Source organism: Peribacillus sp. YIM B13482 (assembly GCF_042787975.1).
Taxonomy (GTDB): Bacteria; Bacillota; Bacilli; order Bacillales; family DSM-1321; genus Peribacillus; species Peribacillus simplex_A.
Genome location: NZ_JBHZPF010000002.1, coordinates 59083 through 80658 on the forward strand (window position 1 = coordinate 59083; position 21576 = coordinate 80658).

The 21576-nt window shown below is 39.9% G+C and carries 22 protein-coding genes, 2 tRNA genes, 3 pseudogenes and 1 other annotated feature; of the genes and pseudogenes, 1 reads left to right on the forward strand and 26 read right to left on the reverse strand.

The features are described 5' to 3' along the window. Window positions 1–2 precede the first annotated feature (2 nt). The 4 genes from ilvB to ACFX4L_RS01825 all read right to left on the reverse strand — a co-directional run bounded on the left by ilvB (window position 3) and on the right by ACFX4L_RS01825 (window position 3341). Window positions 3–1718 (reverse strand): acetolactate synthase large subunit, encoded by a 1716-nt coding sequence (gene ilvB, locus ACFX4L_RS01810; protein ID WP_317776880.1) that lies wholly within the window; start codon window positions 1716–1718, stop codon window positions 3–5. Between the two features lie 115 nt (window positions 1719–1833). Next, window positions 1834–2092: a binding site (T-box leader), on the reverse strand. Between the two features lie 469 nt (window positions 2093–2561). Beyond that, window positions 2562–2687: a M15 family metallopeptidase domain-containing protein gene (locus tag ACFX4L_RS01815; protein WP_284470078.1), complete on the reverse strand. Its 126-nt coding sequence runs from the start codon at window positions 2685–2687 to the stop codon at window positions 2562–2564. Window positions 2688–2710: 23 nt separating this feature from the next. Then, on the reverse strand, window positions 2711–2905 hold the full coding sequence (locus ACFX4L_RS01820; protein ID WP_284470077.1) for a M15 family metallopeptidase domain-containing protein: 195 nt from the start codon (window positions 2903–2905) through the stop codon (window positions 2711–2713). A 160-nt stretch (window positions 2906–3065) separates the two neighbouring features. Beyond that, window positions 3066–3341 carry a GNAT family N-acetyltransferase gene (locus ACFX4L_RS01825; RefSeq protein WP_089361687.1) on the reverse strand — a complete coding sequence of 92 codons (276 nt, stop codon included), beginning with the start codon at window positions 3339–3341 and terminating at the stop codon, window positions 3066–3068. A 649-nt stretch (window positions 3342–3990) separates the two neighbouring features. Between ACFX4L_RS01825 and ACFX4L_RS01830 the strand changes: the two are divergent. After that, window positions 3991–4401 (forward strand): annotated as a pseudogene (locus ACFX4L_RS01830) (transposase); the annotation flags it as partial. Between the two features lie 136 nt (window positions 4402–4537). Here ACFX4L_RS01830 and ACFX4L_RS01835 read toward each other — a convergent pair. The 22 genes and pseudogenes from ACFX4L_RS01835 to sdhB form a co-directional block, all read right to left on the reverse strand. After that, window positions 4538–4897, reverse strand: coding sequence for a YidH family protein (locus tag ACFX4L_RS01835; protein ID WP_377403724.1), 360 nt, complete (start codon window positions 4895–4897; stop codon window positions 4538–4540). Between the two features lie 109 nt (window positions 4898–5006). Next, window positions 5007–5180, reverse strand: a complete 174-nt coding sequence (locus tag ACFX4L_RS01840) for a hypothetical protein (RefSeq protein ID WP_167555994.1) — start codon at window positions 5178–5180, stop codon at window positions 5007–5009. A gap of 181 nt (window positions 5181–5361) precedes the next feature. After that, window positions 5362–5608 (reverse strand): annotated as a pseudogene (locus ACFX4L_RS01845) (2TM domain-containing protein). A gap of 125 nt (window positions 5609–5733) precedes the next feature. After that, window positions 5734–6090, reverse strand: a complete 357-nt coding sequence (locus ACFX4L_RS01850; protein ID WP_377403727.1) for a GIY-YIG nuclease family protein — start codon at window positions 6088–6090, stop codon at window positions 5734–5736. A gap of 18 nt (window positions 6091–6108) precedes the next feature. Continuing rightward, window positions 6109–6864, reverse strand: coding sequence for a DUF2087 domain-containing protein (locus ACFX4L_RS01855; protein WP_377403730.1), 756 nt, complete (start codon window positions 6862–6864; stop codon window positions 6109–6111). Between the two features lie 1098 nt (window positions 6865–7962). After that, complete coding sequence (locus ACFX4L_RS01860; protein WP_061464291.1) at window positions 7963–8163, reverse strand: hypothetical protein; 201 nt, start codon at window positions 8161–8163, stop codon at window positions 7963–7965. 225 nt (window positions 8164–8388) lie between these two features. Continuing rightward, window positions 8389–8462, reverse strand: a tRNA-Arg gene (locus ACFX4L_RS01865). A gap of 584 nt (window positions 8463–9046) precedes the next feature. After that, window positions 9047–9355 (reverse strand): hypothetical protein, encoded by a 309-nt coding sequence (locus tag ACFX4L_RS01870; RefSeq protein ID WP_377403733.1) that lies wholly within the window; start codon window positions 9353–9355, stop codon window positions 9047–9049. A gap of 65 nt (window positions 9356–9420) precedes the next feature. Next, a complete protein-coding gene (locus tag ACFX4L_RS01875; RefSeq protein ID WP_377403736.1) occupies window positions 9421–10119 on the reverse strand; it encodes an endonuclease NucS domain-containing protein in 699 nt (232 codons plus the stop codon). 367 nt (window positions 10120–10486) lie between these two features. After that, a pseudogene (locus tag ACFX4L_RS01880) lies at window positions 10487–10585 on the reverse strand (recombinase family protein); the annotation flags it as partial. A gap of 670 nt (window positions 10586–11255) precedes the next feature. Then, window positions 11256–11329, reverse strand: a tRNA-Arg gene (locus tag ACFX4L_RS01885). Window positions 11330–11503: 174 nt separating this feature from the next. Then, complete coding sequence (locus ACFX4L_RS01890) at window positions 11504–12016, reverse strand: metallophosphoesterase family protein (protein WP_284470072.1); 513 nt, start codon at window positions 12014–12016, stop codon at window positions 11504–11506. 2 nt (window positions 12017–12018) lie between these two features. Continuing rightward, window positions 12019–12630, reverse strand: coding sequence for an XTP/dITP diphosphatase (locus ACFX4L_RS01895; RefSeq protein WP_061464296.1), 612 nt, complete (start codon window positions 12628–12630; stop codon window positions 12019–12021). Between the two features lie 215 nt (window positions 12631–12845). Next, complete coding sequence (locus ACFX4L_RS01900) at window positions 12846–13967, reverse strand: Ger(x)C family spore germination protein (RefSeq protein ID WP_377381196.1); 1122 nt, start codon at window positions 13965–13967, stop codon at window positions 12846–12848. After that, window positions 13964–15439, reverse strand: a complete 1476-nt coding sequence (locus ACFX4L_RS01905; RefSeq protein WP_377403739.1) for a spore germination protein — start codon at window positions 15437–15439, stop codon at window positions 13964–13966. The genes ACFX4L_RS01900 and ACFX4L_RS01905 overlap by 4 nt, the downstream gene beginning before the upstream one ends. Then, complete coding sequence (locus ACFX4L_RS01910; RefSeq protein ID WP_377403742.1) at window positions 15436–16518, reverse strand: GerAB/ArcD/ProY family transporter; 1083 nt, start codon at window positions 16516–16518, stop codon at window positions 15436–15438. Before ACFX4L_RS01910 ends, ACFX4L_RS01905 begins: the two co-directional genes overlap by 4 nt. Before the next feature lie 199 nt (window positions 16519–16717). Then, a complete protein-coding gene (locus ACFX4L_RS01915; RefSeq protein ID WP_377381200.1) occupies window positions 16718–17797 on the reverse strand; it encodes a GerMN domain-containing protein in 1080 nt (359 codons plus the stop codon). Window positions 17798–18142: 345 nt separating this feature from the next. After that, window positions 18143–18946, reverse strand: a complete 804-nt coding sequence (gene racE, locus ACFX4L_RS01920) for a glutamate racemase (RefSeq protein ID WP_061464301.1) — start codon at window positions 18944–18946, stop codon at window positions 18143–18145. 10 nt (window positions 18947–18956) lie between these two features. After that, window positions 18957–19421 (reverse strand): MarR family winged helix-turn-helix transcriptional regulator, encoded by a 465-nt coding sequence (locus ACFX4L_RS01925; protein WP_284470067.1) that lies wholly within the window; start codon window positions 19419–19421, stop codon window positions 18957–18959. Window positions 19422–19620: 199 nt separating this feature from the next. Beyond that, complete coding sequence (locus ACFX4L_RS01930) at window positions 19621–19845, reverse strand: helix-turn-helix domain-containing protein (RefSeq protein WP_028392149.1); 225 nt, start codon at window positions 19843–19845, stop codon at window positions 19621–19623. 122 nt (window positions 19846–19967) lie between these two features. Next, window positions 19968–20432 (reverse strand): acyl-CoA thioesterase, encoded by a 465-nt coding sequence (locus ACFX4L_RS01935; protein ID WP_377381203.1) that lies wholly within the window; start codon window positions 20430–20432, stop codon window positions 19968–19970. 355 nt (window positions 20433–20787) lie between these two features. Beyond that, window positions 20788–21561 (reverse strand): succinate dehydrogenase iron-sulfur subunit, encoded by a 774-nt coding sequence (gene sdhB / locus ACFX4L_RS01940; protein WP_061464304.1) that lies wholly within the window; start codon window positions 21559–21561, stop codon window positions 20788–20790. Window positions 21562–21576: the final 15 nt, after the last annotated feature.

The window sequence follows — 21576 nt, forward strand, 5'->3', positions numbered from 1 at the left end:
GATTAAACTCCTTCCATTTCATCAAGCCCTTTTCCTTGTGCTACCATCGGAAAGACATTTTCTTTTTGCTTTACACGGAAATCGATTAATACCGGACCATCTGTCGCTAACGCTACATCCAGGCAGTTGCTGGCTTCTTCCTCCGTCGTCACCTTGTAACCCGGAATTCCATAAGCATCGGCTAATTTCACAAAGTCCGGATGCGATTGAAAAATACTGTGTGAGAAACGGTTATCATGAAAGAGTTCCTGCCACTGCCTTACCATCCCGAGTGCCCCGTTATTGACAATGATGATTTTGATCGGCAGATTCATTTCGGCAATGACCGATAGTTCTTGCAGGCACATCTGGAAACCGCCATCTCCCGATATGGAAAGCACCGTCGCTTTCGGATTCGCCAGTTGTGCTCCGAGAGCCGAAGGTAAGCCAAAGCCCATCGTTCCGAGTCCACCGGAAGTGACCCATGAATTCGGTTTGTTAAACGGATAGTATTGCGCTGCCCACATTTGATGCTGTCCAACATCCGTCGTAACAATGGCCTCCCCTTTCGTTTTTTCATGAAGCATCTGGATGACCCGCTGTGGTTTCAGCACACCTTCTTCATGTGTATAACGCAATGGGAACTCTTCATTCCATGCAGTCAGCTGTGTGGTCCATTTTTCAATTTCCGGCTTCTTGCCATTTTGTGCGATTAACTCCGTCAGTGCTTCCTTAGCACTTCCGACAACTGGAATTTTCGTCGGTACATTTTTACCGATTTCCGCTGGATCAATATCGATATGGGCCACCGTTGCATGCTGTGCGAACTTCGCTAGATTTCCAGTCAATCGATCATCGAACCTGGCACCGATATTGATTAATAGGTCACATTTCGATAACGCCATGTTTGCTGCAAAACAGCCATGCATACCACCCATTCCGATAAAGAGGGGGTGTTCCGCCGGAAAACCTCCAAGACCCAATAAAGTGTGGACGACGGGAATGCCTTGCTGCTCGACATAGTCCTTTAATAGGTGAGATGCCTTCGCATGCAGGACGCCTGCCCCTGCAAGAATGACCGGTCTTTTCGCTCCACTTACGGCTTCAACAAGCTTTCTGATCTGTAAGTAATTCGGCTTGGTCGTCGGCTGATAACCAGGGAGATCCATTTCTGGCTCCTCATCCGTGTATGCACCTTCTAAAATGGCCATATCTTTAGGTATATCAATTAATACTGGGCCAGGCCTGCCGCTTGAAGCGATATAAAAAGCTTCTTTTATAATGCGCGGGAGGTCTTCCGGCTTTCTTACCTGGTAATTATGTTTTGTAATCGGTGTAGTGATCCCCAGTACATCCGCTTCCTGGAATGCATCTGAACCAATTACACTGGTAGCGACCTGACCCGAAATAACCACAAGCGGCAATGAGTCGATCATTGCATCAGCCAAACCAGTGACAATGTTCGTCGCCCCTGGACCGGATGTGACTATGACCACCCCCGGCTTGCCGGTTATCCTGGCGTATCCTTCCGCTGCATGGATCGCACCTTGTTCGTGTCTTGTCAAAATATGAAAAAGCTCTGAACTGTAAAGCTTGTCATAAATCGGCAATACGGAACCACCCGGATATCCAAAGATGACTTCAACATTTTCCTTTTTCAATGCATTCAGCAGAAATTCGGCACCACTATAATGTGTCTTTCCACCGTTCCGATCAGCGACCACTGATTTTTGTGTCATTTCGTTAATACCCCCTTCACTTTCCTATAAAATAATTTCCCAAGATTCAGAATTTTCAGCTTTTAAGGCATACAAAAAAGCCTTTTCACCCCAAATGTACTTGCACTCGGCAAGTTAAAGGGGTGAAAAGGCTTGATGAGCCACTCCACGGTACCACCCTTTTTCGCATGAAACTCCATGCGCACTTTGAATAGTCTACACTATTCTCTGTTTTGGTAACGGGTACTGGTACGCACCCGTTCAGCCCTACTAGTCTGACGTTCAAGCTGAAACTCCAAGGTGAGTTCATCTTTTGGGACAATACCGGCTCTCAGCTACCCGGCTCTCTGTGACTGCCTTTTTAAAAGACTACTTATCCTCTTCAATGTTTTTCGCATTATTCATATTTTTCGAAACGCTTATGTTTGATGTCTTGTATTTGTGATTATCTTACGTGTATTTCATGTAGTAGTCAACAGGTTTTTGAGAATTTTTTGATAATTCTAAATTGCGAGTTTTGTTGTATACGCTTACATACCTATCATGACCACATTCTATAAATAAGTTATTTCAATTATTAATTTTTAAAAATGTTAGATTTCAGAGTTAGAATTTTAAATTTATAAAAAACTTATTCATCAGAAACTCCAATTACGCATCCATGTATTTCCATTACCCACTCATATGCGGAATCACCCATTATTCCTTTTGGCTTCATTTCTAACTGTCAATCTCCTTTATGAAAAGGGGCGTTAACGCAACTCTTGATAAATACTTGGCCTAAATCCCTTTTGAAGATCTCTCGTAGATAAACCGCCCGACATCCCAAGATGCGGAAAATCCCGGAACGATTCAAAATCCCCCCTAAACAAATACCAGGGATTTTGCCATGGCTGGTACTCTTGTCCACTTTTCTTCCTCTGTCCACAATGCCCGCTCGCCGTCATCACTAACAATGATAAAATCTACAGCAAGTCCATAGTTATGCAAGGGTTGGCCCGCTCTGGCATATGTCACGATCGGCTTTGATTTATTCGTTCTGCCTTATTCATAAAGAAACATCGGTAACCAGCCGTGATTTGAACAAATATCCCCGCTTCATAAGCTAATTTAACCACTTCAAGTATCGACTCGTTCACGACCGGGTCCATTTTACTTCCCGTGTTCCCCTTTGCGCGATTCAACAAGGTTTGTAATTTGATAGCCATTCTGGCGCCTCCCCTATATTTAATGCGCCTTGCCGCAGACGGCAAGGCGCATTATCTAAATATATGACCAGAAGAAATGGAAGGGGTGCTGGATTTCCCATCATGCAAAAGGGCTGAACACAGGAGGATATAATCCAACCCAAGTGTCCAGCCCCCTGGTTCATTTAGCCAAAACATCCTCGTATTCTGCATTTTTTTCAAACTGTTTTTGAACGAACGAACATACTGGAACAATTCTAAGTTTTTCCTCACGGGCGAATCCTATTACCTTTTCGACAAGGGCATTTCCTACCTTTTGCCCGCGAAGCTTGTCAGAAACTACGGTATGATCAACTGTGATTTCATCATCACCTGATTTAAAAAATGTGATTTCTGCCAGTTTCTCGCCAGATTCTTCGACAAAAAAAGAACTTTCACCTTTTTTGATATCCACCATCTCGATGACCTCCTTTTAATTCCTTTTTATCATATCTCACAAAATGGAAATTAACCAAATATTTAAAGCTTACTCAAATTATTGCTATGTGAAGTTTACTTACAAATAAAAGAGGGATGATAAAAAATGATCCAAGGTAGGTAAATGACATGACTTGGAAATCATGATTGATTTTCCAGCTAACTCCGAGACGATTTTCCGAAGATATATTTCCCGTAAAGCCTAGAATTCACTGAAACTGAGGTGTTCGTACTGCATGAAATCTTTTAACAAGGTTTTTCTTACTCTTGCACAACCATAATGTAATTCAAAGTTTTTCAAGCTTCTGTTTTTTTATCGCAACTAATAAATGGAAGGAATCTTTCCATGATGGTGTTAGAATAAGTAAATAGCAGAAACTAAAAAACTGCCCTTTATAGGATAGGGCAGACAGACTGTAGACAAACTCGATGAAAATCGAGTTTGTCTACAGTTTTTTTTGAGGGTTTTAAAAATTCGAACGTTGATTAGAACGTAGGGCACTCGCTTTCCGCGGGCGGTCCGGGGAGCCTCCTCGGCGCCTTTGCGCCTGTGGGGTCTCCCTTGGACGCGCTTTTCCCGCAGGAGTCTCGTCCCTTCCGTTCCAATCAACTTTGTTTTAACAATTAGATATAACCCTTTTGCCTGCAGTCTTTTTTGTTTTAAAATTTTAAAGTACTCAACAACAAATAAAGAGGGATATCGTGAGTACAAATCTCCCAAACACATTTGTAAGACATGTTCATTTTTATCACAGTGTACAGAAAGCAAAGACCATCAAAAAGTGGTGACGCGCCATATCTGGCAAGAAAATATGGAAGAAGCAGATCACCTACGTCATCATCAAGATGTAAAACCTATCTATGCGAAACGCAAGGAAACGATTGAGCGTGTATTCGCAGATGCAAAAGAAAAGCATGGGATGCGTTGGACTGCTTTAAGGGGACTTAAAAAATTGTCGATGCAGGCGATGCTTACTTTCGCTGCCATGAATGTAAAGAAGATGGCCAATTGGACATGGCAAGGTCCAAAAATGGCCTAACATAGTGGGCTCGTAGAGACCTAAGCTCTTAATCTTGAGAAAAATTCCAAGAAATATCAAAAGGGGTTCGGAATTAATACATTCCGAACCCCTTTTGTCGACAAACCGACTGCCCTATATAGGATAGGGCAGAGCGTTATACTTTTATGGACAGAAAATATAAAATAATGATCGATAACAATATGACCATAAAAACAGCGATGAGAATTACGTGCGCACTCGAGGGCCGAAACGTCCCTTCATTGATTTGCCGCTTCTTCTGCAGATAACCGAACGTCGCCAGCACCGTAATCACAAGGCCCAATGCACATGCAAGCATCCCCAGTATGATACTGATCAAGTCTATTCGGGCATCCCGATGCACACCAATCGTAAAATGCAGGCTCGTCGTGAGAAAGCCAACCCCCACTATCGCAATCACCGTTCTTATCCACGCCAAAAAGGTGCGTTCATTAGCCAGATGCTGCTGAGCATATTTCAATTGATTTTTCTCCATGTCATCACCTTAATTGAACATTTTTGAATCAATTCTTATGTAACTGATGTGAAAGACTCGTAACACATCTTAATCCGCCGCCTTCAGGACTCGGGCCTCTCATTATCAGTCATCTCTTAAGGAACGACATGGCCCTGAACATAGACCCGACAAACATTAGGCCTGCGCCGCCAAGCAATAAATATATACATTGTGTTTTATCAATAACATCCAAAGGATAAAGCAAGGCACCCAGTGCAATGATTGTCCCTATCCCCGTTATGGTCCATCCTATTTTTTTCATTCGCAACTCCTAAAAATGATGTATTTAGAGAAGGTCCTTCAAGGGTTCCCCCTAAGTTTTACAAACAGGACCCCTCACTAATAGCTTAAACCATTTAAAAACCAACAACAAGTGAGATATCATAATTATCTTCCCACGAAAAAAAGAGCCATAATGACTCCCTATTTTGAATATCCCATTTTCAGCTGTCCTTTTTATCCTTTTCCATGTATTCTTTTATCTTTCTATCTTCCCACTAAAGACGTAAAGCTCCCATGTGCAAAGATTGCTATGCCATGCACCAGAACTCCAATCCTCCACCCTCCAAATGGATAAAGGAACCCCCAATAACCAGGATCCGACAATAGGTGACACCGTTAAATGAATGAAAATGCCTTAAGGTTTTCCACCCTTTTTTTTGCTCTTAAATATCCATCTCCATTCTCCATCCCAGCACCACCTAATCGTAAACACCAAATATCACCATCAGCTATAATACGTAATTCATCTAATTTAAATTATGAGACGAGATGTGTTAACGCTAAATCGAGAACCAGGAATTCGGAGAGATAAGTCAGTTGGATTTCGCTTTATTGTATCCCCGTTCCTCATATGGCTGTATTTTTTCCATCCACTCTTCTTCAAGTTTTTTCAATTCCCGTTTAGCATCGAAAAATCCTGTTTCTTTCGGTTTCAATACCTCCAGTATCTCAAAAGAAAAAGCTTCTTTCCCATATTGATTCCATTCACCTTGCAGCACTTTATTGGTGTTCGTTCCCATTTCCAATTCAAATTGTTTACCCTTCAAGGTCTTTAAATTTCTGGTGCTGCCGATAAAGATTTTATTATTTACCGTATTTCTTATTTGGTATACACCCGCTTCAACCTTCGTTTCTTTATATAATTGCTTCAATTCTTTTTTACGATCCATCTTCCTTGCCTCCAGTCATCATTTTTTCAGCCAATACTGGCTTCCATCAGGCTTCCTATCCAAGAATCCATATTCTATTAAATATCTTCTCAATAAAACATGATCATGATAAACGGCACCCAATATTTGATTGATTTCTTTTTCTTCGTATTTTCGCTCATTTTCAAAACGCTTCGTAATTTCCAGGAGAATGATTAGCCTTTGTTTTTCTTTTGGCGGGAAAGACTTTAATCCACCCTGACTGCCTTTAGGGAAATACTTTTTCAGCACAGTAATCTTTTCATCCTCGGTAACGTTATAACGATCATCGACCATCCTTGCTTTTTGATGAAGGGGGATGAACGCCGGCGCATATTCATCTTTATCTTTCAAAAGTTCCATCATGGCTAAAAACAACTTAGCCTGCCGCTCTTTCTCTTTCAACACAAAGCGATGGTTACGAATTGTGGAAGAACTTCCAATCCCCATTTCCTCCTGAACCTCAGCATCATTCTTCCCCTGGTAAAAAAGGCGAAGAAGGCGATTTTGGTGGACCGTAAGACCTGTAAGTTTTTTATCCAGATCAATCAAGTATTCAAAAACGGAACGATGTGCACGCTCAATATGAATCCGCATATACCTCTCAGCTTCATAAAGAACCCCATCTTCCGGATATACTATTCCCTTTTCAATTGCAAGTCCGCACAGTAAACAAATATACTGGCTCCCTTCTTCGATATACCCTTGTTTAAGCTCATCTTGGGATGCGCTCCAAAACATTTCAGCGTCCTTCATAAAACCAAACACTTCCTCATAAAGTTTATAATATACTAAACATAATATTAATTTGTTTGAATTATGTCAATGTTTTTACGGTTTTTTTTATAATTGCACCAAAGGATATACGGATTATACCAGCATTCTTGAAAGTCGGAAGGGATTCATAAAACGAGGGTGGCAGGGTAGTGAACAAAATTTCAGGGAGCCGGGAGATGGACCTTTCACCATTCAATCAAGTTAATGATCCCCCTGGTACTATTCCGCTATAATGCAATTAATAATGGTGGAGCGTAAATGTCGAAATATAGCCTTCATCTATCTTATCTAAAGGCTGTTTTCACATACTTTGTTGCTATTTACCAGGTAGTGAGTTGTGGTTGATTCCCCTCCAGATGCTCGCTTTCCGCGGGGCGGGCGGTGAGCCTCCTCGGCGTAAACGCCTGTGGGGTCTCACCTGTCCCGCTGCTCCCGCAGGAGTCTCGCACTTCCGCTCCAATCAACCTTAAATAGTTTCGTTTTAAAAACAACAATCTTTACGAAAAGAGCCTATCTAAATAATATGCTGTATAAGAGCGATAAAGCTTTTAGAGGAGGATATATCATTGAAAGATGAACACGAACAGATTGTTTCTTCAAACCAAACCATAACGATTTGGCATTTCATCATTTATCGGAACAATTCAAGGCATCACTGCCAGAATTACGTTATACGATTATGAAATACTTTTACAAACCCAATCAAGTACAAATCAACTAAGTGAAGAAGATGATAAAAGCTCCAAACCTTAAATAGAACTTGATAAATATAAAAAAAAAGCATCATGCTTCAGTTTGTAGACACAAGGGGCCTTCTTTGGAACGGGTGTGCGAGACTTCTGCTTAGAAAAGCGCGCTCAGGGGAGACCCCGCAGGCACAAAGGCGCCAAGGGCGGACCGCCCGCGGAAAGCGAGTGCCTTGAGGTAACGTTCAAATTGTACAAACCCAAAAAAACTGCAGACAAACTCAATTTTCATCGAGTTTGTCTGCAGTTTGAAGCATCCATGATTGGATCCTTTTTTCTATGGGGCATATGAAATTCGTAGTATAAGTCCTTTGTTAAAGCTTATTAAGTATTAGCTTGGCACAAACTTAAGTATTCCTTCCAGATAAACACCTTGTTCTTTTCGCGAGCATTCCCTCAACTTGATTCTTCCCTCTTTTTCTAGCTCCTTGGCTAATTGGACTACCTTAGTTCCATCTTCGGATATTTCGACTGAAAAGAAATTGCCCCGAGTGGAAGTTTGAATGAACTTGAATAATCTATCTTTATTCATTTAAACATCTCCTTATTCATAACAAGTTCGACATAAAAGATCATCCACCTGCGATAAATACGAAATAAAAAACTTCTTTTCTGCATACAACCAATATTAATTCAATGGATGCAAAAGGAAATGCATTCTTTCTACGTTCATTTCATATTCCCTCGGTAACCTAAAACAGCTCAGAAAAAGTAAAAAAACCAAAACCTTTAGAAGGTTTTGGCTTTTTTCTGTTAGTGTCCCAGGAGAGATTCGAACTCCCGACCGACGCCTTAGAAGGGCGTTGCTCTATCCAGCTGAGCTACTGAGACGTATCGCTGTTTTTCTTCAGTTCAGTATAACGGTCACTTTTCGAACTTAGACCGTAATCGTGATTTTTATTATAACTTAGTATAATACTCATTGCAATACTAGTAATATTATATTTTGAGGTGGGTTAGAATTACGACTAACAAATACTCAAACCATTTGGCAAGCATTCCTATGAAACACCTATATAGGCTCAATGACATCATTGTTAGCTTGGCTAGTATATTACATCATTCAAGTATTAATCCAATACAATGACACTCGCACTCCTACTTTAGAAACAACTTTCTCTATTGATACAATAAAAAAACATCCACTATTTAGATGGATGCCTTCTTACAATTATTTAGCTTGTTCTGTAGCAATTCTTTTAAAATATCAATAGCATTTTCTTCACTTGGGTCATTTGTTCCAAGTTCTCCTTGGAAAGCTTTAGACAAAATAGATTGTTCAAGAAGTTCTAACTTTGATGTTATCTTAACAAATCCACTGCACGGGACAAAAAAGGTGAAGAACGTGTCTCTCGTGATGACTTAACATTTGAGCCATCAAATAAACAGTTAAATTTCACCAACTACCATTTATTTCAAGAATGACGAACTTTGGCTTTTAAGAACTGTTGATACTTCACAAAAGTGTTTGTATACTGACTGACACATTCATCAAAGGACTGATGCTCAAAGAAGTTTAACTTAGCAACTAACTTATAAAGATCTGTGTTTCTTGAGCCTCTAATTAATTCCACTTCGCATCCTAATAACACTCTTAATTCTTCAAGGTGATTAGAAGCAATGGATCGAATTAAGTCTGTTCCCTCTTTTTTATAAGACTCAATAAATACGGAGGCTGTTCGGTCTTTCTTATAAACAAAAACAAACTTCCACGGAATGTTCAAAAACTGATGTCCGACAAAGTAATCTCTTTTGCCACCATAGCGAGCCGTATATTCCGTTTTCGTATTTACGAAGTTTGAAATTCCTTCAAAAAGGTTGATACATCTTGATCTATGCTAATTTTTCGTTCTTTAGCTGTAGTCTTCTTATTAATATAATAGTCCTCAAGCTTATATGGTGGAATAATTTGATTTGTGTCTAAGATGATCTGATCCTCCAACTTATAAGGTTTAATCGTTACACATTTTATATCAATGCTATTCTCATACAACCATGTGCAAACGGAAAGAATTCTCTTATCAATATCTTTTCCAACTATGATAATCCGTTGGCTGTTGTTAAGGATATTGTTTAATTCCTCTTCGATCTCCACTTCTAAAAATTCCATCAGTTCATCCTTAGCATTAGTTACTGCAGAATTCACCTTTACATATTCTTCGTAAGTCTCCAGAATATCATTTGGACTTAGTCTTGCACAATATGAAGCATATTTCAGAGCTTGGAAGTCGGCATTGCTACCCGTTGCGTCTCTTTTCACTTCAATGATCACTAAATTACCTTCTTTATCGATCGCTAGAAGGTCTAGCCGTTCATTCACTTCAAATTTATCGTATTCATGGGCAATTATCAGTAGGTCTTCACCTAATACATCTGGGCTTTTACGTATCCACTCTTCGATGTGTTGCCGCTCTTTCAAATCATTTTCGGTGAAAGTAGTTTCTTGGATTTCTTCTAATCTATTATTGACTGCATCTAATCTATACACTCCTGTTTTCCTCCTATTGCTTAGTTATCATTGATTGTATTATGTATCAATTAGATCACCAAATTCTCGATGTAGTAGAATTGCCTGAGACATACCCAATGATTCCATGACCTGCCCCGCTGTATCTCTTTTACTTTACTGCTCGTAATACTTCTCCCAGTCCTTCGCATGCTAAGGCTGGACGACTCTTTCTTCTTTGCTACTGCGCTGCCCTCGGCTTGTCTTTTCTTGATTTCATCTCTTTCCTTCACGACAAATGAAGTAAGCAATGATTACCGACAGTCAGTATTTCCTTAACCTTGGCTCTTTGCTTCTTGTTCATATTCTCTACGAATAAGTGTTCATTTCTTATTCCCGTCATCTCACGTTGCTTCGCAAGTACTTTACCTTCCTGTGTGCGTTCTATTATGAGATTCCTTTCCATCTTTGCAACAGCAAGCACAGTCTGCAGGAAGAACCGAGCAAGTTGGTCTAGCTTTGTCGCCACCATAGCCACATTAGGTGTAACTTTTGAAAAAATCTTTAATTGTTAAATGTTGTAAAATACGACCATGTGTTAACAATGAACTTTCATTAAAATTAAATATGCAGAAAAAAACAGTCATTAGTTAATGACTGTTTTTTCCTTTCTTCAACCCTGCATCAAACAATACTAATGCAATAGCATATTGTAATTTTGGTTTGATTGCTAACATTCATACTGTCCAACCATTGATAAATGCTGTTAGCTGTAATCTCACCTACATATTGTACATTTGTTACACTTTGAAAATGCTTTACATGGAGAACATAATCGCTAATTGTGCGACTTCTATTGCCACTTACCTTCATTTGCCTTGTAATGACCTCTAGAGCCTGTGAAATGGAAAAAGAATCATTATGATTCGCAGGATATCCAACTGTTGGTTTAGGTCTTAATTCGGGGTTGAAGTAGAAACAGGTAAATCCACCAATAAATTTTTTAGATCAACATTTACATCTAACATACCTTTTCTTTTGGTCATACGAAAAAACCTCCTATATCGTTAGTAATGTAAGTCGATATACGGTGTAATTTCTTACATAACCGTTATACTGACCGTTTCACTAAACGATATAGAAGGTTGTCGTAGCGGGCTTTATAACCGCTTAGTTAGTGTCCCAGGAGAGATTCGAACTCCCGACCGACGCCTTAGAAGGGCGTTGCTCTATCCAGCTGAGCTACTGAGACGTTTATGATATAAGTTGCGGTAAAACTTATGTATTACCTTAACTGTTCCCTTAGGACACTTCTTATTATAGTAGGATACCAAAAGGAAGTCAACGGTTTTTCAAAAAAAAGTTTTTTTCTTTTTTTAAGAACCAGGAAGCGGGGAAAAACGCTTCCTGTTCATTATACATGAAGTCATTCCATTTGATAAGCATTTCTTAGATCCTCAACGATTTTTCCTTCAAGGTCATAATAGATGATTTCAAGTTGGTCATTTCCAATCTCCAAAATGGCATAGGTCTTCTCTTTTCGTCCCCGCGGCTGGCGTATGCTTCCCGGGTTGATGAAGAGCTTGCCGTCAATCAATTCGGAACCTGCAGCGTGGGAATGACCAAAACAAATAATATCCGCTTCAGCCTCTTCACTTTTATACGCTAAATTCATCAAGGTCATATTTATGTTATAGAGGTGTCCATGCGTTACGAAGAAACGCTTGCCTGAGATATTCTCCACAATATCATCCGGATATGCCGAATCATAGTCGCAATTCCCGCCAACGGCCAAAAACTCCGACATGTGAGGGTCATTTCTCTCCAACTCTGAATCACCGCAATGGATCATGGCGGCGACCTCTTGTTTATGACGGTCGGCAATCATGCTGATTTCATGAGTTAAGCCATGACTGTCACTCATTATTAGCACTTTCATCGTCACATTCCTTCTTCCCTTTTTAGAAATAGATCAAGTTTTTCATCTAGGGCCCTCAATGCGTTGGCACGGTGGCTGATTTGGTTTTTTTCCTCTTTTGTCAATTCAGCGTTTGTTTTGCCCTGTTCCTCTACAAAAAAGATGGGATCATAACCAAATCCATTCGTTCCTGAGGGCTGTTCCGTGATCAAGCCTTCCATCGTTCCCGATACCGTAATCGTTTCCTGGTTGGGCGACGCTAGTGCCAAGGCGCAATAGAACCTCGCCGTCCTAGCCTCTTTTGGCACGCCTTCCAGTTCGCGGAGGACTTTTTCCGTGTTTGCTTCATCACGCTTGGCCTCTCCAGCATAGCGCGCAGAATATACGCCTGGACGGCCCTCCAATGCATCTACAATCAATCCGGAATCATCAGCGATGACAAAGTGGCCTAGCTGATGGGCAATGGCCTCTGCCTTCAGGATCGCATTTTCTTCAAAGGTCGTGCCTGTTTCCTCCACATCCGGGGCATCCGGTACATCGAGAAGTGTTTTGACTTCATAACCTTTAGCGGAAAATAAGCTTTCGAACTCCTTGGCTTTCCCTTTATTTTTCGTTGCAATGATTACTGTCTTCATTTTTCATTTCACCCTTTTTCATTTTATCGGCACGGGAGCTCTTTTGGGGCAGAGAAAGAATTTGCTGTCATTCTTCATATGTAAAAGACGCTTCTTCTCCAGTGCCAACGGACGGATTCAGCGCTGCCTATCATGATCAACAACAGCCGCTGAATTTTCCAGATAAGTTAAGTCTAACACAACTCCCTCATCTGCAATAACCTGAAACTTATAAACTAACGTTTGTAATTTTCACTATGTTCAAGATGGATATTAACTTTTATGTTATTTATTGAAGTCTTATCAAAGGAATTAATAATTTTATTATCCCACTTATTGACATGGTATCTGTATGCCTTTTCACTTATGTTAAAAAGGTCTGTATTGATTTCCCCCCCCGTCTCCAATGTCTTCAAAATATCTTGCTTGATTTTTATTTCTACCTTTTTTTCGATTTTTTCCATATCCAAGTTGTCCAGATTTTGTTTCAATATTCCATTTGCTTTAACTTCTAAATCATATAAGGGTTCCTTTTGTTGTTCCAATACTTTGATGTTTGTTTTGGGGTCCATGATTTCAACGCTTACCTTTTGTTTATTCAGGGAAAAAAACATGACTGTCGCCTTATTTTCAACCCATTTTAAACCGATCAAATCTTGTTTACTTACGAACCCTTTATATTGTTGTTTTGATAAAACATAGCCGCCATTCAACGTTGGTATCTTCTTTTCCTTCCCGCCCTCTGAGTAATGATGCTCATTTATTACTAAAGAGGGAATTAAAATGGAACCAACCGGTTGATAAAATTTCGAAACCAGTTCACTGAATTTTAACGGGGAAATGAAATAGTTTTCATTAATAACGGTCTCTGGCCTTTGAATGATCGTGAATAAGTTAGGAAGATTAAAGAAACTATCACTGTCAAACACCTTTTTAATATCCTCGTTTGTAACAAACAGCCATGAATTGTATCGCAATAAGGGCTCTTTCCCTACATATTCAATGAAATCCTTCATTTTCTTATTGATTACATCCTCACTTAAAATGAAGGAGTTAACATGCCCGATATAAAGTGGCAATGCTGCATTTTGTTCTAATTCAGTAAATGCTTCTTCGATACTTTCCCCTTTACCTTTCCCAATGACAACACCAGTTTTTTCTTGTAAGGCTGTGGCCCCCTCTTGTTTTGCTATATCCGCAAAATTCAATGCTTGAAAGTATAAGATGAATTCACCCTCTTTATAATCGATCCCTAGAGCGGATCCATATGTTTGAGCTTGAATTTCCTTCATTCCCCAACAGCCTGTCGTCAATAAAAGTTGACAGCCAATTACCATGACTGCAATTAGCTTTCTCATTTGTCCGACTCCTTTTGCGGTTCATTATCACTGGATTGTAGAGCTTGATTCCGCTGCCTTAACATCCCATACGGAAGCTTGAATAAGACTTTTAACATGTCCGATTTATTTGGTTTGGAAAATGGATTCACAAAAGGCTGTCCGAAACTTTCCAAGGAAACCACAACAATCAAGATAAGAAATATTCCCATGAAGAATCCAAACAAGCCTAGGAATGCTGAACATGCAAATATGAATAACCTTATAAGAACGATATTCCCAGCGATATTCTGATTGATTATGGTATAGCTTGAGAGAACTGTAACAGCTATTACAACTAGCATGGAGGGTGAAGTGAGCCCTGCCCGAATCGCTGCATCCCCTATAATCAATCCACCCAATACAGAAACGGTCGGACCTACAGCTTTCGGCAGGCGCAGACCAGCTTCCTTAAATAGTTCGAACAATATGATCATCATGAATGCCTCCAAAGAAGCAGGTATGGGTAAGCCCTGTCTCGTGATTGAAATCGTCGCAAGAAGCGAAAAGGGAATTTGATCGAATTGATAGGAAACCAAAGCTATAAAAAATCCCGGTAACGTAACCGTTACAAATAAGGCAACTACACGAATGATGCGAATAAAACTAATGTAAAAAAAGCTTGCATGTGCGTCATCAGCAGAATAAAGTAACTGATTAATACTGGTTGGTCCGATCAAGCCTGTGGGATTCCCGTCTACGAGGATGGCAAAGCGCCCTTGATTCAAGGATTCAACAACATAGTCCGGTCGACCGATATACTCCATTAAGGGGAAGATGGAAAATTGATTATCATATAAGAGTTCTTCAACTTGGTAACTGCTGACTATGATATCAGCCTTTAATGAATCCAATCGTTTTTTAATATCCAAAAGAATCGAGGGATTGATAATGTCATCAATATATAGCAGCAACATTTTAGTTTTACTTCTTTTCCCGATTGTATATTCTATACATTTAAGTGATGCCGTTTTTAACCTTTGGCGAATTAAAGACATGTTATCCGATATATTCTCAACAAATCCATCCCTAGGTCCCCGAATGGAAGATTCTATATTGGATTCTTCCGGACTGCGCTTAGGGGAATTGGCTAATGGGGTATGGTAAATTTCATTGGAATATTCATTAATAATGATCAGGTCTCCTGAAAAAAGAATGCTTTCTACACCCTCTTTTAAATCGGAGCCCTTTTTAAGCGTATTGATCTCCATGATATTGCTTAATTGATCAATTGTTAATTCGCCGTTTTCTTGAACCGCTTTAGATATTGTAGGCAGAATCACTTCATTGATGAATGGCATATCCACTAAGTTTGGCGCATATAAAAATCCCAACAAATAACGACCTTCATTATCAAAAGTTTTTGTTCTTAAAACAACATCAGAGGAATGTTCGAACCATTTTTGGATTTGGTCAATGTAAGAAGGAGTTCCATTCAATTTTCCCTTCTTCATAATGTTTCACCTTTTCCTTTCCCCTTTTTAAAAACAAGAAATAACAGTATAATTGCCGCACTTAAAAGAAATAGACTGCCTATTGGAAAGAAATATTTGTATATAAAATAAAAAAACGAAGTAGCATCCCAATGGATTAGCGTTCCAATAACAATTAATGAATATAGGGAAAGCAGTATCCACTTCTGATGTTTTGAATTTGAGATTAATTTATATCCTATAAATAAACATAAACTTATTCGAATCATGGCACCTGAAAGCCATTGGAAAATGGACAGGAAATCGAGTCGAGTAATATAATAGCCAAACCTTAATAACTTCCACTGTTCATAAGCTGGATTCCTCATTTTCACTGCTTCCACAGAACCAAATTCTGCAATCGCTCCCATGAGGGGTCCTAACGTAAGCATGATTAAAATTACACTAACTAATAAAAGCCACTTGGCTTTTAGCTTATCTTTCAGGTAAGGAGTCAAAAATAAAAAAACGATAATTTCTAAATATCCTGTACTCGTATACAAAATACCATTTAGAGTATTGCGATACCCGCTTTCAAATATCGGGAACAATAATTCGTAATTCTTATTACTCATATTCCCCAGCCCCACAAATATCCCAAAAAAAGTGACGAACGGTAGAAACAGGAGAGCCAAAGTGCTTATGGTGCGTATTCCTTTATAAGTTGCAAAAATACAAATAAAAGTGAATAGGCTAACGACTACGATGTTTGGTATGTCATGAGTATAATTAGCTTTTGCCCAAATCACTGTAAATTTGACGGTAATGAAGGCGTTAAATATAAAGTACAACCCCAATGCTATAGTGAAAATATAGGTAACAAAAGGGGTAGACCATTTTTTTAGAAAAGCGATTATATCTTCTTTATCTAGTTTTTTATAAATATAAAAAATAAATAGGGTCCAAACGATACAAGGAACAACACTTATTATGACACTTATCCATGCATCGCGTTGAGAGGCGGTCAAGATACTGGGAAGGAGCAGTACATGTACCATGAATCCTGTATTCATAATGATTAAAACATAGATGTGTACAGCCTGAATGACCTTTTGATCCATACTATCCTCCCATTGATTGCATCATTAAAAGTAATTTCCCCTTTTTAAAATTTATTTATGTAAAAACTTTCTCACGATACGAGAAATTGCCTGGCAGGGGTATTAGTTTTCACTCTCTAACAGCGTGGTCATTCAATGGCGGAGGCAAAAAAATAAGAGGCAGCTGCAAGCTGCCTCATTGTTTTATTTCTACATATATTTAAAAGCTACCTGTGTTGACTTTCTCTGGACGGACCACTGGTTCAGATAGTTTCTTACCTTCCTCATTAAGAATATCGGCGCTGCCCTGCACTTGTACTTCAACGCTTTCAATTCCTTTCTGTTCAGTTAAAGAAAGGACCAAGGCATCAAGGACTTCTTGTGACACCTTTTTCTCTTTAAAACTTCCAAGGATATTTTCATTGAAGTTTAGGCTGACCTTACCTTCTGCCACTTTAGGTTTGTCAAGTAAAGCTACATCACTCATGAACCCCGTTTGCAAGTTAGAACCCGAAGGACTCTTCGTTAACTCTTGGACGGCAGCTGTTACATTATCAGACACCGTTTCGCTGATCCGGCGTGTTACCGGAACATAATAGGAGTACTCCTCGTCACCGCCTACATAATAAACGGTCAGTGCTTTGGAATTCGAAATGTCGACCACGTCACTCGTATCGATATTGATTCCTGAAGATCTTGAGATATTCTCATCTATCGGTGTGCCATTGACCGGCATTTCGGAAATATCTTCCCCATTTATTCTCATTTGGATTTTATCGACCGAGTCGAATTGCGTCAGGGTCCATGTAATGGCTTGAAGGATTTTAAGTTCATCCTCTTTTTGATAGTTTTTGAACTCCGGCGAAAAGTCCGCTACAGCTACTCCATCTTTAATGTTTACGCTTATTTGGGTATCGGCAGGAATGACGGCCCTGAACCCATTCGGAAGTTTATCCGTGACTGGACCGTTATCGACAAGGTAATCAAGCGCCTGTTTGGCGACGGCTTCCGATTTAGGAAGTTCCAATGTCTGTGGAACCACATACCCACTTTTATCAATTAAATATAACTCTGTCTTCACTGTTTTCGATTCAACAGCACCAGCGCCTTTTTCTCCATCTGTTGTAGGCTTTTCTTCATCATTCTTTTCTTTTAATGAAGATTCATCATCGACTAATGAAATATCCTTTGGTGGATCAATTTCCTTTTTCTCTTCACCGCCAAATAATCCGCATCCTGAAAGCCAAAAAGAAGATGCCAGAATGGTCACAGCCATTGTTACTTTTGATTTATTGGACATAAAATCACTCCTAGGACAGTTTGTACTCCTATTTATACGAGCCCTAAGGGAAAATAGACCAATTATTTTCCTCTCTGATAATCGAGCTGGGCAATTTGCCCGTACTGCTGCATGTTCGTAAGCCTTCTACGGGATTTCGGGCCTTCTGCCAGTGGATGAATCTGTTAATATGCCTTATTTCCCATAATCATCGTATCCATTGTCCGCTTCCCCTTCTGTCTCTTCAATCCTACTTATGCTTCATTCTTTTCTGGCGTTATATCCATCAAGGTTTGTAGCTATATACAAAACGGTATGCTTTTTCATTTTTCCGCTTCACGAAAAAAAGACTTCCAAATGGAAGCCTTATAGGTGATCAATTTTAATTGTTTCGATTGTATCGGTATGAATACCGAGCCAGCTCGATGCGATAGAACCAAACATATCTCTTGAACCGGTAGTATAAAAGCGATGAACCGGACGGAGCTTGCTTTTATTGATTAATTTATAATAATCCAAAATGACACTTGCCTCACGGGCCGTCTCTTCCCCAGAGGAAATGACTTGTACTTCATCCCCCATATAGGAAGAGATTACAGGCCCCAGCAGTGGATAATGGGTACAGCCAAGAATCAATGTGTCGATCTTTGTTTTCTTCAGCGGGTTCAAGGTTTGTGCCACGACCCTATTGACGATACCCCCTTGAAACTCCCCGCTTTCCACGATTGGGACAAATTTCGGGCATGCTAAACTATCTACTTTCACATCGGAATTGATGGAAGCAAGTGCGTCGTCATAAGCTTTGCTTTTTACCGTGCCCTCCGTACCAATAACGCCAATATGCAAGGAATCAGAAACTTTCAATGCCGCCCTTGCCCCAGGATGGATGACACCCAATACAGGAATCGGAAGTATTGCCCTGATTTCATCCAGTACAGCTGCAGTCGCCGTATTGCAAGCGATGATCAGCATTTTTATATCCTTCTTCATCAGGAACCTCGTCATTTGCCATGTGAAGGTTTGGACATCTTTTTTGGTCCTCGGCCCATAAGGGCATCTTGCTGTATCACCTAAGTAAATTATATTTTCATTTGGAAGCTGACGCATGACTTCTTTAGCTACTGTCAAGCCGCCTACCCCTGAATCAATGATGCCTATCGGTTGTTTCAAAAAACTCGCCTCATTTTTCTTTCATTTCTTGATGTAGTTTTGCTAGAATCCCTCGGAGGGACACGATGTCAGATTCGTTGAAATTGACTAACACGCCACTCAAGTACTGCTGCCGTTTATTAATCACTTCTTCGATAATCCGTTCCCCTTCGTCAAGAAGGTGAATACGAACCACACGCCGGTCCTTTTCATCTTTGACACGCTTAACAAGCTGATGTTTCTCCATGCGGTCAATCAGATCCGTCGTTGTGCTGAAGGCGAGAAACATCTTCGTGGACAATTCGCCAATCGTCATGTCGCCTGCTTCAAAAAGCCATTGCAAAGCCAGGAATTGAGGAATGGTAATTTTATAATCATTGAGAATTTCCCGTCCCCTTTGCTTAATCCATGACGATACATAGCGCAATTCCCTCTCAATATCGGCTACATAAGCAACCTGCTTCTCTTCATCCATACACACAGCTCCCCACTTCATGAAACTTATCATACTACCATTTTGGATGAAAGTGAAATGATTTTCAAGATTGATTGTCCGGAATCCATAATGAAACCCCCTTCATAAAAATAAGCAGCATCCAAAGAAGTCAAAACAACCAAATTGTTTTGGCCTTCCTTATATGCTGCCAACTAGACGGGAGAGAAATATTTATAAGTCTTTATTAAGAGTCAACACATTAAAGCTTAAGTTCCCCCATACGAAGGAGTTCTATGACTGCCTGCGAACGTCCTTTGACTCCAAGCTTCTGCATCGCATTCGAAATATGGTTTCGAACTGTTTTTTCGCTAATAAACAATTCACCTGCGATTTCTTTTGTTGTTTTGTCTTGTACTAGTAACTCAAATACTTCTTTTTCTCTTTTGGTGAGTAGTGGCTTATGAGTGAATTCGTTCTCCTTCAAGTAATGTTACCCTCCTTGCCTTCACCAGCATAAAACCCGGAGTGGGTGTCTATTTAGTCAAGATATAGTATGCTGGCCGGGGCAAGGGAGTGACTCTTTTACTTGTCTAAATCGAAATATTTTTAGGTATGTTCAAGCTCTGTATGCAACAACGACCGCTTCATCTCTTCTGTCCAAGGTATCGGCTTTCCGGTGGCTTTGGAGACCTGGACAATCGTTCCCCTGCCCGTGAAACAAATTGAACCATCGTGTTTGCTTCCCATATAATGTATATCTACAGAAGATTTTCCGATATGGTCAGCTTTCACATGAATTGTCAATTGATCATTGAAAAACACCTGCTTCAGGTAATCACATTGTAGATCTGCAACAACCGGTATCTCATCACCTTCAGCCGAGGTCCAATCCTTCATAAAGCCCATGCTCTGGAAATACTCAATCCGCGCTTCTTCAAAATAAGTAAAAGGAATCGTGTTATTCAAGTGCCTAAACATATCCGTTTCCGAAAAGCGAACCTTAATCTCATGTTTAAAGGAAAAATCATTGATCCACTCGGTTATATTATCGATATATGATATTCTGTTCAACTTGTGCACTCCCTTTCGAATATGAATGACTATTCACTCATTTTATAAGAAAACAACGATAATGAAAAGGGTTTTCTATTGAAAGCTGTTTATTTTGATTATTGCTCACGTCACTAATCATAACGAGTATCCTTTGCAGGAGGCCGATGTCAATGGGTGTGGCCGATTTCCTCCTCCAATTCCACAAATCCATTCACACTTCGATCTTAGCTTTTTCAGAGCGCTTGCAAAGCTATCATCTTTTATGGATTTGGCTTCCGGTCCCTATCGTTCAAGTATTGAATTCACCCAAATGTAAAAACAAAGAGAAAAAAAGAACCCATATCCATAGATACAGGTTCTTTCATTTTCATTATTAAACTTCGTCGCTTCCAAAGAAGTTACGGAATTGTTGAATGGCAGTATCACGGTTCAATGCTGCAATCGAAGTCGTTAATGGAATGCCTTTAGGGCAAGACTGCACACAGTTTTGTGAGTTACCGCAGTTTGCAAGTCCTCCATCGGACATGATTGTATTTAAACGTTCCGCTTTATTCATTGCACCAGTTGGATGTGCATTGAATAAACGAACTTGTGATAATGGTTGTGGTCCCATGAAGTCTGAATTGCTGTTTACGTTCGGACAAGCTTCCAAACAAACACCGCAAGTCATGCATTTAGACAATTCATATGCCCATTGACGTTTCTTTTCTGGCATACGCGGTCCTGGTCCAAGATTGTACGTTCCATCGATTGGAATCCATGCTTTTACCTTTTTCAATGAGTCGAACATACGGCTGCGATCGACTTGAAGGTCACGAACAACAGGGAAGGTACGCATTGGAGCAAGACGAACCGGCTGTTCCAATTGATCGATAAGAGCTGTACATGATTGTCTTGGTTTACCATTGATAACCATTGAACAAGCACCACATACTTCTTCAAGACAGTTCATATCCCATGCGATTGCTGTAGTGTGCTTGCCTTGTACAGTTACCGGATTACGACGAATTTCCATAAGAGCGGAAATTACATTCATATTCGGACGGTACGCTAATTCAAATTCCTCATCATAAGGAGCTGAATCCGGTGTATCTTGACGAGTGATTATAAAACGGACTGTTTTAGTCTCAGATTTAGTTTCAACCATTTTTTTGCTCCCCCT